Source organism: Oscillospiraceae bacterium NTUH-002-81, from assembly GCA_032620915.1.
In the GTDB taxonomy this organism is placed as follows: Bacteria; Bacillota; Clostridia; order Lachnospirales; family Lachnospiraceae; genus JAGTTR01.
Window position 1 is genome coordinate 1874779 of the sequence record CP136052.1, and the last position, 13200, is coordinate 1887978.

12 protein-coding genes and 1 tRNA gene are annotated in these 13200 nt (G+C 50.9%); 11 read left to right on the plus strand and 2 right to left on the minus strand.

Annotated elements, in window-relative coordinates; all coding sequences use genetic code 11:
- The first annotated feature begins 9 nt into the window (after nucleotides 1–9).
- The 5 genes from ilvB (at nucleotide 10) to RJD28_09060 (ending at nucleotide 6870) form a co-directional block, all read left to right on the plus strand.
- Nucleotides 10–1686 (plus strand): biosynthetic-type acetolactate synthase large subunit, encoded by a 1677-nt coding sequence (gene ilvB, locus RJD28_09040; protein ID WNV56517.1) that lies wholly within the window; start codon nucleotides 10–12, stop codon nucleotides 1684–1686.
- 104 nt (nucleotides 1687–1790) lie between these two features.
- The gene (locus RJD28_09045) at nucleotides 1791–3179 is read left to right on the plus strand and encodes a peptidoglycan binding domain-containing protein (GenBank protein WNV56518.1); all 1389 of its coding nucleotides are present in this window, start codon (nucleotides 1791–1793) and stop codon (nucleotides 3177–3179) included.
- 130 nt (nucleotides 3180–3309) lie between these two features.
- Nucleotides 3310–4392 (plus strand): 3-phosphoserine/phosphohydroxythreonine transaminase, encoded by a 1083-nt coding sequence (gene serC, locus RJD28_09050; GenBank protein WNV56519.1) that lies wholly within the window; start codon nucleotides 3310–3312, stop codon nucleotides 4390–4392.
- Nucleotides 4392–5555, plus strand: a complete 1164-nt coding sequence (locus RJD28_09055; GenBank protein WNV56520.1) for a phosphoglycerate dehydrogenase — start codon at nucleotides 4392–4394, stop codon at nucleotides 5553–5555. The genes serC and RJD28_09055 overlap by 1 nt, the downstream gene beginning before the upstream one ends.
- A 79-nt stretch (nucleotides 5556–5634) precedes the next feature.
- Nucleotides 5635–6870 (plus strand): DUF1015 family protein, encoded by a 1236-nt coding sequence (locus tag RJD28_09060; protein WNV56521.1) that lies wholly within the window; start codon nucleotides 5635–5637, stop codon nucleotides 6868–6870.
- Between the two features lie 66 nt (nucleotides 6871–6936).
- Here the strand turns inward: RJD28_09060 and RJD28_09065 are convergent, their stop codons facing one another.
- Complete coding sequence (locus tag RJD28_09065; protein WNV56522.1) at nucleotides 6937–7293, minus strand: hypothetical protein; 357 nt, start codon at nucleotides 7291–7293, stop codon at nucleotides 6937–6939.
- Nucleotides 7294–7435: 142 nt separating this feature from the next.
- Between RJD28_09065 and RJD28_09070 the strand changes: the two genes are divergently transcribed.
- The 6 genes from RJD28_09070 to RJD28_09095 all read left to right on the plus strand — a co-directional run bounded on the left by RJD28_09070 (nucleotide 7436) and on the right by RJD28_09095 (nucleotide 12195).
- Nucleotides 7436–8377: a mechanosensitive ion channel gene (locus tag RJD28_09070; protein WNV56523.1), complete on the plus strand. Its 942-nt coding sequence runs from the start codon at nucleotides 7436–7438 to the stop codon at nucleotides 8375–8377.
- Between the two features lie 144 nt (nucleotides 8378–8521).
- A tRNA-Thr gene (locus RJD28_09075) sits at nucleotides 8522–8594 on the plus strand.
- Between the two features lie 142 nt (nucleotides 8595–8736).
- Nucleotides 8737–9204 carry a hypothetical protein gene (locus RJD28_09080; protein ID WNV56524.1) on the plus strand — a complete coding sequence of 156 codons (468 nt, stop codon included), beginning with the start codon at nucleotides 8737–8739 and terminating at the stop codon, nucleotides 9202–9204.
- 269 nt (nucleotides 9205–9473) lie between these two features.
- Nucleotides 9474–10208, plus strand: a complete 735-nt coding sequence (locus RJD28_09085; GenBank protein ID WNV56525.1) for a hypothetical protein — start codon at nucleotides 9474–9476, stop codon at nucleotides 10206–10208.
- Nucleotides 10209–10325: 117 nt separating this feature from the next.
- Nucleotides 10326–11984 carry an AAA family ATPase gene (locus RJD28_09090; protein ID WNV56526.1) on the plus strand — a complete coding sequence of 553 codons (1659 nt, stop codon included), beginning with the start codon at nucleotides 10326–10328 and terminating at the stop codon, nucleotides 11982–11984.
- Nucleotides 11923–12195, plus strand: a complete 273-nt coding sequence (locus RJD28_09095; GenBank protein WNV56527.1) for a PD-(D/E)XK nuclease domain-containing protein — start codon at nucleotides 11923–11925, stop codon at nucleotides 12193–12195. The genes RJD28_09090 and RJD28_09095 overlap by 62 nt, the downstream gene beginning before the upstream one ends.
- Nucleotides 12196–12202: 7 nt before the next feature.
- Here RJD28_09095 and RJD28_09100 read toward each other — a convergent pair whose 3' ends face one another.
- Complete coding sequence (locus tag RJD28_09100; protein WNV56528.1) at nucleotides 12203–13135, minus strand: tRNA-dihydrouridine synthase; 933 nt, start codon at nucleotides 13133–13135, stop codon at nucleotides 12203–12205.
- Nucleotides 13136–13200: the final 65 nt, after the last annotated feature.

Sequence of the window (13200 nt, forward strand, 5' to 3'; positions counted from 1 at the left end):
AACAGTAAAATGCAGTTAAATGGATCTGAGATCATCTTAGAGTGCCTGAAAGAGCAGGGAGTTAATACGATTTTCGGATATCCCGGCGGCACGATCCTGAATGTATATGATGCAATTTATAAATACGGAGATCAGTTCCGGCATGTGCTGACCTCCCATGAGCAGGGGGCTGCCCATGCGGCAGACGGTTATGCCCGGGCCACCGGAAAGGTAGGCGTATGTATGGCTACTTCCGGCCCGGGCGCCACGAATCTGGTAACAGGTATCGCCACTGCGTATATGGATTCCATCCCGATCGTGGCCATCACGGCTAACGTGAGTGTCCCCCTTCTTGGCAAGGACAGCTTCCAGGAGGTGGATATCGCAGGCATTACCATGCCGGTGACAAAGCATAACTTTATTGTCAAGGATGTGAATCAGCTGGCGGATACGATCCGCCGTGCGTTCCGGATCGCCCAGTCCGGCCGGCCCGGCCCAGTGCTGGTGGATGTGACCAAAGATGTGACGGCGGCCATGGCCGAATATGAGCCTGCGGTACCGGCACCCATTGAGAAGAAGACCGACATTTCAGAGGAAGAGCTTGAACAGGCGGCTGCCCTCATCAACGCAGCGAAGAAGCCCTATGTTCTGGTGGGCGGCGGCGCCATCCTTTCCGATGCGGCGCAGGAAGTGCGGGCATTTGTGAAGAAGCTGCAAGCCCCTGTGGCAGATACGCTGATGGGCAAGGGCGCGTTCCCGGGCACGGACGATCTGTACACCGGCATGCTTGGTATGCATGGCACGAAGACGGCCAATTTCGGTGTGTCTCAGTGCGACCTGCTGGTAGTGCTCGGCGCCCGGTTTAGCGACCGTGTCATCGGCAATGCGGCAAAATTTGCCAGCCAGGCGAAGATCGTCCAGCTGGATATCGACCCGGCAGAGGTGAACAAGAACATTCATGTGACCGCATCCGTGACCGGAGATCTGAAAGCCAGCCTGGAGAAGCTGACAGAGCGGATCGCGCCCCAGGATCACGCAGAATGGCTTGCAAAGATCCAGGAGCTGAAAGCACAGTATCCGCTGAAATATGACCATCAGGCACTGACCGGCCCGGCAGTCATCGAAGAGATCTATCGGGAAACAAAGGGAGAGGCCATCATCACCACCGATGTGGGCCAGCATCAGATGTGGGCAGCACAGTATTATAAGTACACGCAGCCCCGCACGTTCCTGACCTCCGGCGGTCTGGGTACCATGGGCTACGGCCTTGGCGCCTGCATCGGCGCAAAGTGCGGCTGCCCGGATAAGACCGCCATCAATATCGCGGGAGACGGCTGTTTCCGCATGAATATGAATGAGCTTGCCACCGCGTCCAGATATGGCATCCCGGTCATCGAGGTTGTCATCAACAACCACGTGCTGGGCATGGTAAGACAGTGGCAGACATTGTTCTATGACAAACGATACTCGGCAACGATCCTTGAAGACAAGGTGGACTTCGTGAAAGTGGCGGAGGGCCTTGGCGTTAAGGCTGTCCGTGTGACAGAGCTTTCTCAGCTTGCTCCGGCCATCCGGCAGGCAGTGGAAGAGAAGGTTCCGTATTTTATCGACGTACAGATCGATAAGGATGACAAAGTATTCCCGATGGTTCCGGCGGGAGCACCGATTGACCAGGCGTTTGATTCTGACGATTTGAAGAAGCAGTAAAAAATACGAGAGTGTTTCAGGACAGCAAAGAGGGGCTGGCCTGGGGCACTCTCGTTGCGCTTTATTTTCAATTTCATTTATCATACCTGGTGGGGGGATTTTTTATGGGAAAACACAGACAGGAAAAGTTATGTTCCAAAATTTTGATCACCGTGGCGGCGGTACTGCTGCTGGCGTATACGGGCGTTGCCTGGTATATGCAGCACCTGTTTTTATACGGCACACGCATCAACACGGTGAATGCGTCATTTCTGACCGTGGAAGAGGTGAAAGGGCGGCTTCTGGAGGGGCTGTCCGGTTATACGCTGACCATTCAGGCGAAGGACGGGGAAGAAGCGGTGATCTCCGGGGAGGAGATCGGTCTGACCTATGATTTCGGCGAGGATCTGGACCATATTCTGGAAGGGCAGAATGCCTTTGCCTGGCTTCCGGCGCTGGTAAGCGCACCGGTGCACTATGAGGTGACGCCAAAGGCCGTCTATGACGAGACGAAGCTGGAGCAAGCGCTCCAGGAGATTGCTTTTCTGGATCCGGCCAATATGACAGCGCCGGTGAATGCCAGCATTTCCTACAGCGATGCGGACGGCTTCCTGTTCCAGCCATCCAGTGAGGGCACGACCATCGACGAGGCAAGATTTCAGGAGGCGCTGCAGACAGCGTTCGTAGGGGAAGAGACGGTGCTTTCTCTGGCGGAGGCAGACTGCTATACGCTGCCCACGGTGACAGAGGATTCGCCTCAGATCAAAGAGGTGACGGATCGCCTGGCGGCATTGTCTGATTTTACGATCTCCTATGCGTTTGGAGAAAATAAGGAGGTCATCGACCGGACGGTGCTCTGGTCCTGGTACCGGCAGAAGAAGGACGGCACGCTGTATCTGGATGAAAAGGCGGTGGCGGCCTATGTAAAGACGCTGGCGGAAAAGTACGATACGGTGGGCGGCAAGCGGATGTTCCACACCACGGACGGCCGGGATATCGAAGTGTCCGGCGGCCCCTATGGCTGGAAGATCAGCCAGAAGAAGGAGACAGAGGAGCTGCTTACCCTGGTAAAGGCCGGAAAAGATGTGGCGGACCGGCAGCCGGTATACGCCCAGACCGGCTTTGAACAGGTGCGGGGCACCAGTGACATCGGTGCTACCTACATAGAGATTTCCATTGAGGCCCAGCATATGTGGTATTACGAGGACGGACAGCTGTACATGGACACGGATGTGGTGACGGGCAAAGGCGGCAACCACACGAAGCGGGGCGTGGGCTATATCCACAACAAGGCTCGGAATGCGACGCTGGTGGGCGCGGATTATGTGTCCTTTGTCAAATACTGGATGAAGGTATGGGGCGGTATCGGCATTCACGATGCCTCCTGGCGCAGTCAGTTCGGCGGCAAGATTTATCTCACCAGCGGTTCCCACGGCTGTATCAACACGCCGCTGGACAATGTGATCAAGCTTTACAACCGGGTGAAAATCGGTACGCCGGTGGTAATTTACTGAGACATTTTCAAAAAAGTATGAAATCTTCGCACAAAAAGTATGCAGAAACGGTGAAAAAACATATTGACGAAAAAAAGCGGCAGTTGTAGAATAAGCCTTAAGAATTTTTTGAAAGCAGGAGGAACAAAAAATGAGCAGAGTTTATAACTTTTCGGCTGGACCGGCTGTATTGCCGGAAGAGGTATTGAAGGAAGCAGCGGCAGAGATGCTGGATTACAACGGAACCGGTATGTCTGTCATGGAGATGAGCCATCGCTCCAAGGCATTCGAGGACATCATCAAGACCGCGGAGGCTGATCTTCGGGAGCTGATGAACATCCCGGACAATTACAAGGTTCTGTTTTTACAGGGCGGTGCTTCCCAGCAGTTTGCCATGATCCCCATGAACCTGATGAAGAACGGTGTGGCTGATTACATCGTTACCGGTCAGTGGGCAAAGAAAGCATGGCAGGAGGCGTCCAAATTCGGCAAGGCGAACAAGATCGCATCTTCCGAGGATAAGACATTCTCCTATATACCGGACTGTTCCGATCTTCCCATTGATGAGGATGCGGATTATGTGTACATCTGTGAGAACAATACCATCTATGGAACGAAATACAAGACTTTACCGAACACCAAAGGCAAAACACTGGTTGCTGATGTCTCTTCCTGCTTCTTATCAGAACCTGTGGATGTGTCAAAATACGGTGTGATCTATGGCGGCGTACAGAAGAACATCGGGCCTGCCGGTGTTGTCATCGTCATCATCAGAGAGGATCTGATCACCGAGGACGTGCTGCCGGGCACACCGACCATGCTGCAGTACAAGACACATGCAGACAATGATTCTCTTTACAATACACCGCCGGCATATGGCATTTACATCTGCGGCAAGGTGTTCAAATGGCTCAAGAAGATGGGCGGCCTGTCTGTCATGAAGGAGCGCAACGAGAAGAAGGCCAAGATCCTCTACGATTATCTGGATCAGAGCAAGCTGTTCAAGGGCACCGTTGTTCCCGAGGATCGTTCCCTGATGAACGTGCCGTTTGTCACCGGTGACAAGGATCTGGATGCAAAATTTGTCAAAGAGGCAAAGGAAGCAGGCCTGGAGAACCTGAAGGGCCACCGTACCGTCGGCGGCATGCGCGCAAGCATTTACAATGCAATGCCCATCGAAGGTGTGGAAGCGCTGGTAGCGTTCATGAAGAAGTTTGAGGAGGAGAATCTGTAATGTACAAATATCATTGCCTGAATCCCATCGCAGCCTGCGGCCTGGAGCAGTTCGACGGGAATTATGAGAAAACAGAAAATGTAAACGAGGCAGATGCGATCCTTGTCCGGAGCGCAGCCATGCATGATATGGAGTTCTCCGACCAGCTGTCCGGTATCGCAAGAGCCGGCGCCGGTGTGAACAACATCCCGCTGGATGCATGCGCACAGAAGGGTATTGTCGTATTCAACACCCCGGGTGCCAACGCCAACGGTGTGAAAGAGCTGGTACTGGCCGGTATGCTGCTGGCATCCCGTGACGTGGTAGGCGGTATCGAGTGGGTTGCTTCCCAGAAGGGCAACGCAGAGGTCGGCAAGCAGGCAGAGAAAGAGAAGAAGAAATTTGCCGGATGCGAGATCGAAGGCAAGAAGCTGGGCATCATCGGCCTGGGCGCCATCGGTGTCAAGGTGGCAAATGCAGCTACGCATCTGGGCATGGAGGTACTGGGCTATGACCCGTACATTTCCGTACAGGCAGCGTGGAACCTGTCCCGCTCCATCCGTCATATCAATAATGTGGAGGATATCTACAAAGAGTGTGACTATATCACCATCCATGTACCGCTGATGGATGCCACCAAGAAGATGATCAATGCCGATGCCATCAAGCAGATGAAGGATGGCGTTGTGATCCTGAACTTTGCAAGAGATCTGCTGGTGGATGAGGACGCTGTTCTGGCAGCCATCGCAGAGGGCAAGGTGAAGAAATATGTATCCGATTTCCCGAATGCGACCACCGCAGGACAGCCGGGCGTCATCGTGATCCCGCACTTGGGTGCATCCACCGAGGAGTCTGAGGATAACTGTGCAAGAATGGCAGTGAAGGAGATCCGGGATTTCCTGGAGAATGGAAATATCCAGCATTCCGTGAACTATCCTGACTGTGATATGGGCCCTGCCACCAAGCCGGGACGTATCGCTATCTGCCATAAGAATGTGAAGAATATGATCACTCAGTTCTCCGGCGTCATTTCCGGGGCAGATATCAACATCACCGATATGGTCAACAAGAGCCGCGGCGATTATGCCTACACCATGTTTGACCTGGAAGCTCCGGCTACCGATGCAGTTGTTGAGAAACTTCGCGCAGTGGATGGCGTATTCCGTGTTCGTGTGGTAAAATAGTCCTGTACAGGATTTTTCGGCCGTGGGAGATGATCCTGCGGCCGATTTTTTGATTTTAACCTATTTTAAGGAGGTTTTTATGGCGAAAGTAAAACCGTTCCGGGCCATCCGCCCGGCAAAGGGACTGGAGGATAAGATTGCAGCACTGCCTTATGATGTGTACAGCAGCAGCGAAGCGAGAGAAGTAGTGAAGAAGGAGCCCATGTCATTTCTGCGGATCGACCGTGCGGAGACACAGTTTCCGGAGGATGTGGACATGTACAGTGATGCTGTATACCAGAAGGCACATGATCTGCTGTGGGGCATGATCGAGCGGGGAGAGTTCATCCGGGAGCAGAAGGCCTGCTATTACATTTATGAGCTGGTCTATCAGGAGCGGGTGCAGGACGGCATTGCGGCCTGCGTAGCCGTGAAGGATTATACGGACGGTGTGATCCGCCGTCATGAGAATACGAGACGGGACAAGGAGGAAGACCGGATCCGTCACATTGATGCCTGCCAGGCACAGACCGGGCCGATTTTCCTGGCTTATCGCAGCCAGCAGGAGCTACAGCAGATCGTGGAGCGGGAGAAAGAGCGGGAACCCGTCTATGATTTCGAGACAGAGGATGGCGTCATTCACCGGGTGTGGATCATCACCAGTGAGAAGGTCATTGCACGGATCACGGAGCTTTTCGGCCAGATGGATCACCTGTATATTGCAGACGGCCATCACCGGGCAGCGTCCGCTGTGCGGGTAGGACTCCAGAAGGCAGAAGCGGCGAAGAACCCCACCGGCGAGGAAGAGTTCAACTATTTTCTGGCTGTTATGTTCCCCAAGGAGCAGCTGCGGATCCTGGACTACAACCGGGTAGTGAAGGATCTGCACGGCCTTTCCGTGGAACAGTTTTTGGAAAAATTACAGGAGAAATTTACAGTGGAGGCCAGGACAGAGGCGGTAAGCCCGGAGAAGAAGGGCACCTTCGGCCTGTACGTGGACGGCACCTGGTATGCGCTCACCTACAAGGGAGACATGGATGCGCTGGAGACCGTGGATCGTCTGGATGTGTCCATTTTGCAGAAGGAAGTGCTGGATGCCCTGCTGGGGATCCAGGATCCCAAGACCGACCAGCGCATCAAGTTCGTGGGCGGTATCCGGGGTTTACAGGAGCTGGAGAAAAATGTGGACCAGGACGGATGGGCAGCGGCCTTTTCCATGTATCCCACATCCATGGACGAGCTGCTGGACATCGCGGACGCAGGACTTTTAATGCCGCCGAAATCCACCTGGTTTGAGCCCAAGCTTCGAAGCGGATTGTTTATTCACGAGATCTGACATAAAAGGCTCCTGCCTGAAAGACGGGAGCCTTTTTAAGGGATATGTTTTGATCAAACAAAGGATTTACAGTTGCCGGAGTACTTCCTGGAGGTCTGCCTCCTGGAGGGCAAATATCTCGGAGCAGCGATCCATGTAAAGCACGAAAAGATCAGTGATATCCATATGGTGAAGGGCGGCCAGCCGCTCCATTTCCGGACGGATCGCAGCCAGCTGGGCCCCGATCTTTACCTTCTGCGGGTCAATGTCGCCGAGCACGCGGTCGGCGTAGGCATTCAGGGATGCAATGATGGCATCTTCGGTTTCTTTGGTCATGGCAGGTACATCCTTTCTGTGTAAATTATAATCCGACAGTTCACACACGCCATTCACAAAACCGCATCTTTGATGCTTTCCGCTGCGTTGCAGCTCATTTTTGTTCATGAGCAGGCGCTCCCTTCGTCTGTTTATGTAAACAAATTTTTATGCGAGCATAAAATTTGCTCACACGAACAGACGAGTGAACTGTAATCATTATTTTAACGTGTTTCGCAAAAAATAACAAGTATATATGAGGAGGAACATCATGGCATTTCTTATGACAGCGGCGGAGGCGCTGACGGAAGAGATCAACAATATCGGCAATATCGATACATCGGAGACGATGGAAAATCTGGAAAAATTAAAGGACGTGGATCCGAATAAGGTAGTGGAGTATTTCAAGGGGAAGATTCCGGATTTCATTTCCTTCGGTATGACAGTGCTGCTGGCGCTGGTCATCTATTTTATCGGTTCCAGGCTCATCAAGCTGCTGCGCAGGATCGTTCGGCGTTCGCTGGAGCGGTCCCAGGTGGATACCGGCGTGGTACAGTTCGTAGATGCGCTGGTGAAAGCCATTGCCTATGCGGTGCTGCTTCTGACCATCATTTCTCTGTTTGGCATTGAGACTACGTCGTTTATCGCGGTGTTTGGTTCTGCCGGTCTGGCTGTTGGCCTGGCCTTGCAGGGAAGCCTGGCAAACTTCGCAGGAGGAGTGCTGATCCTGGCGCTGAAGCCCTTTGGTGTTGGAGACTATATTTCCACCGGTTCCAGCGAGGGAACGGTACAACAGATCTCCCTGTTTGCCACCAAGCTGCTCACCGTGGACAACCGTGCCATCATCATTCCCAACGGTGATCTGGCCAATTCCACCATCACCAACATCACGAAGGAGGAGTTCCGCCGTCTGGATCTGACGGTAGGCATCGCCTATCAGGCAGACCTTCTGCGGGCAAAGCAGGTGCTGGAGCAGATCTATCGGAAGGACGCCTGCATTTTACAGGATCGTCCGATCCAGGTGTATGTGGACTCTCTGGGAGACAGTGCGGTAGTGCTGGGTGCCAGAGGATGGCTGGAGGCTGCCAATTACTGGGATACCAGATGGCGGATCCTGGAGCAGATCAAGCTGCAGTTTGACGCGGAGGGCATCGAGATCCCCTTCAATCAGCTGGATGTGCATATCGAAAATATGTCGTCACAGAATCAGTAGATTCGAATGTTGCGTTGCCTGCCCGAGGTCTGTGCCTGGGCAGGCGGCACGACATGGATGGAAATTATATCTGGAAAATATCAGAAAAGACTTGCTTTTTTACTTTGTTTTTGTTAATATATTTCTTGCGTGAGTGATCACACTGCTTCCGTGGCTCAGTTGGTAGAGCAACGCATTCGTAATGCGTGGGTCGCCGGTTCAAGTCCGGCCGGGAGCTTTTGGCCTGCGAGCTGGTTTCGCAGGCTTTTTTCAACATCCGGGCTACCGTTTGCCCGTATGAAGGGAACACCTTTTTGGTTGTCCTTTTTCGGAATTCTTGGTATAATAGGATATAAGATTTTATGAGATTTGGAGGATGAATGATGGCAGGTACATTCAAACCCTATAACAATAATGAATCAGATCGCATCAGCGAGGAGCTGTTCGATGCGTTTAACGTAGATGATTATGATGAGCGGGAGGAGAAGCGCAGCCGGGCGTCCGGGCCTTCTGCCGGAAGAAGAACGCCTTCCGCCAACAATAGGAAGCGCCGCAGAAAAGACCGTCAGCTTATGGTGATGGTGGGCATGTGCGTGCTGGGCTTTCTGCTGATCGCGGAGATCCTGTGCGGCATCTTCCTCTGGAAGTTTCCGGTATTCCCGGCCATCGCTGTGCCGGTGATGAATCTGGCCATCGGTATGATCCTGGGGGTATCCCTGTTCATTGCACCGATCCTCATTGCGGTGGTGGAGATCGCCGCCGGGGTGTTCGCCGGACAGATTCTGCTGGTGGTGCTGGGCGTGATCCTGCTGGCGGCAGCGCAGATCTTCTGCTATGCGATCCGATGAGAAAATGTGGATTGACATATTTTTAAAAGCTCGATAATATAATAGTAAAGACAGGCAACTTGAGTGTCTGCCAGGCGTAGAAGTAAGGTGTTGTGCCAGAATGCAGTACCTTATGAGCTTTATACGGGTTTGACATTTACCACAATCTGGCTAGAAATCGCGGGTTTCGAAAGAAAATGTCGGAGGCTCTGTCATTTGGCAGAGCCTTTTTAGATGGGTTTTAGTTTGCATATCGATTATTTTATAAATAATGAGTGAGGAATTCTAGGTTGAAATGTATTAATAAAATTATTTTATGGATTGTCATTTGGTTTAGCCTGTCTTTGACTGGTTGTGGAAATAATGCGGAAAAACTTGCAGAATTTGGAAAAGAACAATTTGAAAAATATGATAAAGATGATTTTTTGACAAACTTAAGAGATGTTAGTGGACTCTCTGATTTAAATATTAAAATAAATATAGATTATATTTTAAAATATGATTATAAAATTGAAAGTAGAGTATTAAATGTGGAAGGGCGTTTAATATTTGAAAGTGACAAGATAGAGGATTTCTATACAGCAGAATATAATGGGCAGGCGGCAGAACATCTTGTCAAAATACTAAAAAAGTTAAGGCAAATTTATTATGAAGAACCTGTTTATACATATACAAATAAAAATGGAACAGTTGTTTTGACAATTTCCAATGGTGTAAGTAAGAGTATTAAAGTTAGAACATCGTTTGATCACACATACGAACTATCGTATTATACCGATAATGATATTGTTGAAATTAATGGAAATTGGGTTTATTGCAAAGAGAGAGAAGATATATTTACTAAAGAGGATATCGAAGTAAAAAATAATGCTCCTGAATTTCCTTATGTAGGAATGTCTGAAGAATATTTGATATATACCTCTCTTGGCAAACCGGATTCTGTTGAGAAATGTAACAATTTTGATTCATTGGTGGCACGTGCTCGTTGGAAAAAATATGAATGGAATGAGACGCTTATAAATTAGAAGAGAATTAATTCGATAATCTATCAAAAAACGATATAAATTCGGAATATTTCCGATAAATATTGCACATTATTCCGAAGTTGGATATAATGGATAAAAAGACAGGAGGTGTGAGCGATGGAGATGATACGTGTCAGGGATGCGGCGCAGCGCTGGAATCTGACGGAGCGGAGCGTGACGAATTTTTGCAAAGCAGGGAAAATCTCGGGAGCAAGGAAACAGGGACGTTCCTGGCTCATTCCGGCTGATGCGGTGAGACCGGAAGACAACCGGATAAAGACCGGGGCGTACCAGAAGAATATGCGCCCGGGGCGGCTGCCACTTCCTGTGGGGATTTCTGATTATCGGCTGGCGTCATCGGAGTATTATTATATTGATAAAACAATGCTGATCCGGGATTTTATCGATGAACGGCCGATGGTGTCTCTGTTTACCAGACCACGCCGGTTTGGCAAGACATTGAATATGGATATGCTCCGCACCTATTTTGAAAAAACGCAGGAGGATACGTCTGTTTATTTCAGAGACAAGAAAATCTGGGCCTGCGGTAAATATTATCAGGAGTATCAGGGAAAATATCCGGTGATCTTTCTGACATTCAAAGATGTGAAATTCACTACCTGGGAAGAAACCTTTCAGGCGATCCGGGAACTGATTGCCAGGGAAGCTTATCGGCACAAAGAAATTCAGGACAGCGAAACGTGTGATGACCTAGATCGGCGGGCATTTGCCCGTCTGCTGTCGGGAGAGGCGACGGAAACAGAGCTATCCAGTGCACTGGCAGATCTGTCTGCGGCATTGCATAAGCATTATGGAATTGCGCCGATCATTATCATTGATGAGTACGATATCCCGATCCAGCAGGGATATATGCAGGGCTTTTATGATCCGGTTGTTTTGTTTATGCGGAATCTGTTTTCCGGCGGACTGAAAGATAACCGACATCTTTCCTATGGATTCCTGACCGGCATTCTGCGCGTGGCCAAAGAGAGTATTTTCAGCGGTCTGAACAATCTGGCGATTCATTCTGTACTGGATCAGAAGTACAGCGAATATTTCGGATTTACCGCGGAGGAAGTCAGACAGATGGCGGGCTATTATGGGGTGCCGGAAAAGTATGATGAGATTTGTGCATGGTATGATGGCTATCAGTTTGGAAAGACAGAGATTTTTAATCCCTGGTCGGTGATCAGCTATTTCAGCAGCGGATGTGAACCAAGAGCTTTCTGGCAGTCCACGGGGAGCAATGATATTATCGGGGAAATCATCGGCAGGGCAGATCAGGAGGTGTATGATAAACTGACCTCACTGGTGAATGGACAGTCTTTTGTCACTTACATTGATACCGGTGTGATTTATCCGCAGATCAAAAAGAATCCGTCTACGATTTACAGCTTTCTGCTGGTGGCAGGATATCTGAAAGCGATAAGAACGGATCTGGCGTTCAGCGGGGATTTTATGTGTGAGGTGGCACTTCCGAATAAAGAGATTGCCTTTGTGTACAGGAAGGAAATTCTTTCCAGGCTGGAGCCTGCTATTTCCCAGGCAACTGCCATTGCCATACAGGAGGCGCTGTATGCGGGGGACGCAGAGCGGTTGAAAGCCACGATGCAGAAATTGCTTCTGCAGATCGTCAGCTTTTATGATACGGTCGGAGAAAAATTTTTATCATGGATTTTTACTGGGGCTTTGTGTTTTGCTGCATGGTTCCTATGTGACTTCCAACAGAGAATCCGGGGAAGGGCGGTACGATATTCAGCTGCTGCCGGAAAATGATCGCCTGCCTGGAATTTTGATCGAATTAAAGGCGGAGAAGGACTGTACAGGAGATGATTTGAAAAAATTATCCGAACTGGCCCTTTGGCAGATCAGGGACCGCAAATATGATACGGAGCTGACTGCCAGAGGGGTACGGACGATTTATGCCTATGGCGTTGCCTTCAGCGGCAAACAGGTAGAAGTTGCAGTGGAAGAGATAAAAAAATAAGGACAATTTATTCATCCGCAAGCAGCAGGGAAAACATGTTCTGCACGGCTTTTTCATAATCCGGGAAGTGATTGGCTTTCCGGATTTTTTTCAGCGCTTTTTCGGGATGGGCGAAGGAGCAGCACAGGTAGGTCCACAGATCCTTCATCTTGTACAGGACCGGCATTTCCCCGGACATGCGCTGCTGATAACCGGCATAGACGGCATCGTGGAAAGTGCGCAGGGTGTCGGGAGAGGCAGTGGCGCAGCCAGTCTCCATCTGTTCCAGCAGATAGGGTCTGCGCAGGATCTCCCGGCCGATCATGACAGAGGGGAGGTCTGGAAAGTTGTTTTGCAGTGCCTGCACATCTGCGGGGGTATGAATCTCGCCGTTGTAGCACAGTGGGACATGCAGGGCCTTACAGGCTGCGGCAAAGGCATCCCGGTGGGGTATTCCGGTGTACTGCTCCCGGGAGAGCCGGGGATGGATGATGAGCTCGTCCAGGGGATATCCGGAAAAGATATCCAGCAGCCGGGGCCACTCGTCGGTATCCTCCACGCCGATGCGGGTTTTGATGGAGATGCGCATCGGGCAGCGACTGAAAATCTCGTCCAGAAAAGCATCCAGCTCGTCAGGTACGCCAAGGAAACCGGCGCCCCGTTTCCGGGCGGTGACGGTTCCCGAGGGGCAACCCAGATTCAGGTTCACCGTGTCGTAGCCGTAGTCGGCAAGCTGGGCGGCAATGGACAGAAAGTCCTCCGCGCGGTTGGTGAGGATCTGGGGGATGAGGCAGAGACTCTCGTTGTGTTCCGGCAGGATCTCGTCAATCTCCCGGCGGCTCAGCCGGGGATTGGCAAGAAAGGGTGTGAAGTATTTGTCCGCGCCCCGATAGCAGCTTCTCCAGGCGTTTCGAAAAATATAGGTGGAAAGCCCCTCCATGGGGGCAAAGTAGTATTTCATGGGGATTCTCCTTTGGTTCTGAAAAGTCTGCTTTATTATACAGAAAATTCCATGAGAAAACAATG

Coding starts and splice junctions, on each gene's coding strand:
- RJD28_09060 (WNV56521.1), top strand. CDS start 5,635: ATGGCGAAAGTAAAACCGTTCCGGGCCATCCGCCCGGCAAAGGGACTG.
- ilvB (WNV56517.1), top strand. CDS start 10: ATGCAGTTAAATGGATCTGAGATCATCTTAGAGTGCCTGAAAGAGCAG.
- RJD28_09065 (WNV56522.1), bottom strand. CDS start 7,293: ATGAACAAAAATGAGCTGCAACGCAGCGGAAAGCATCAAAGATGCGGT.
- RJD28_09070 (WNV56523.1), top strand. CDS start 7,436: ATGGCATTTCTTATGACAGCGGCGGAGGCGCTGACGGAAGAGATCAAC.
- serC (WNV56519.1), top strand. CDS start 3,310: ATGAGCAGAGTTTATAACTTTTCGGCTGGACCGGCTGTATTGCCGGAA.
- RJD28_09090 (WNV56526.1), top strand. CDS start 10,326: ATGGAGATGATACGTGTCAGGGATGCGGCGCAGCGCTGGAATCTGACG.
- RJD28_09045 (WNV56518.1), top strand. CDS start 1,791: ATGGGAAAACACAGACAGGAAAAGTTATGTTCCAAAATTTTGATCACC.
- RJD28_09100 (WNV56528.1), bottom strand. CDS start 13,135: ATGAAATACTACTTTGCCCCCATGGAGGGGCTTTCCACCTATATTTTT.
- RJD28_09055 (WNV56520.1), top strand. CDS start 4,392: ATGTACAAATATCATTGCCTGAATCCCATCGCAGCCTGCGGCCTGGAG.
- RJD28_09080 (WNV56524.1), top strand. CDS start 8,737: ATGATGGCAGGTACATTCAAACCCTATAACAATAATGAATCAGATCGC.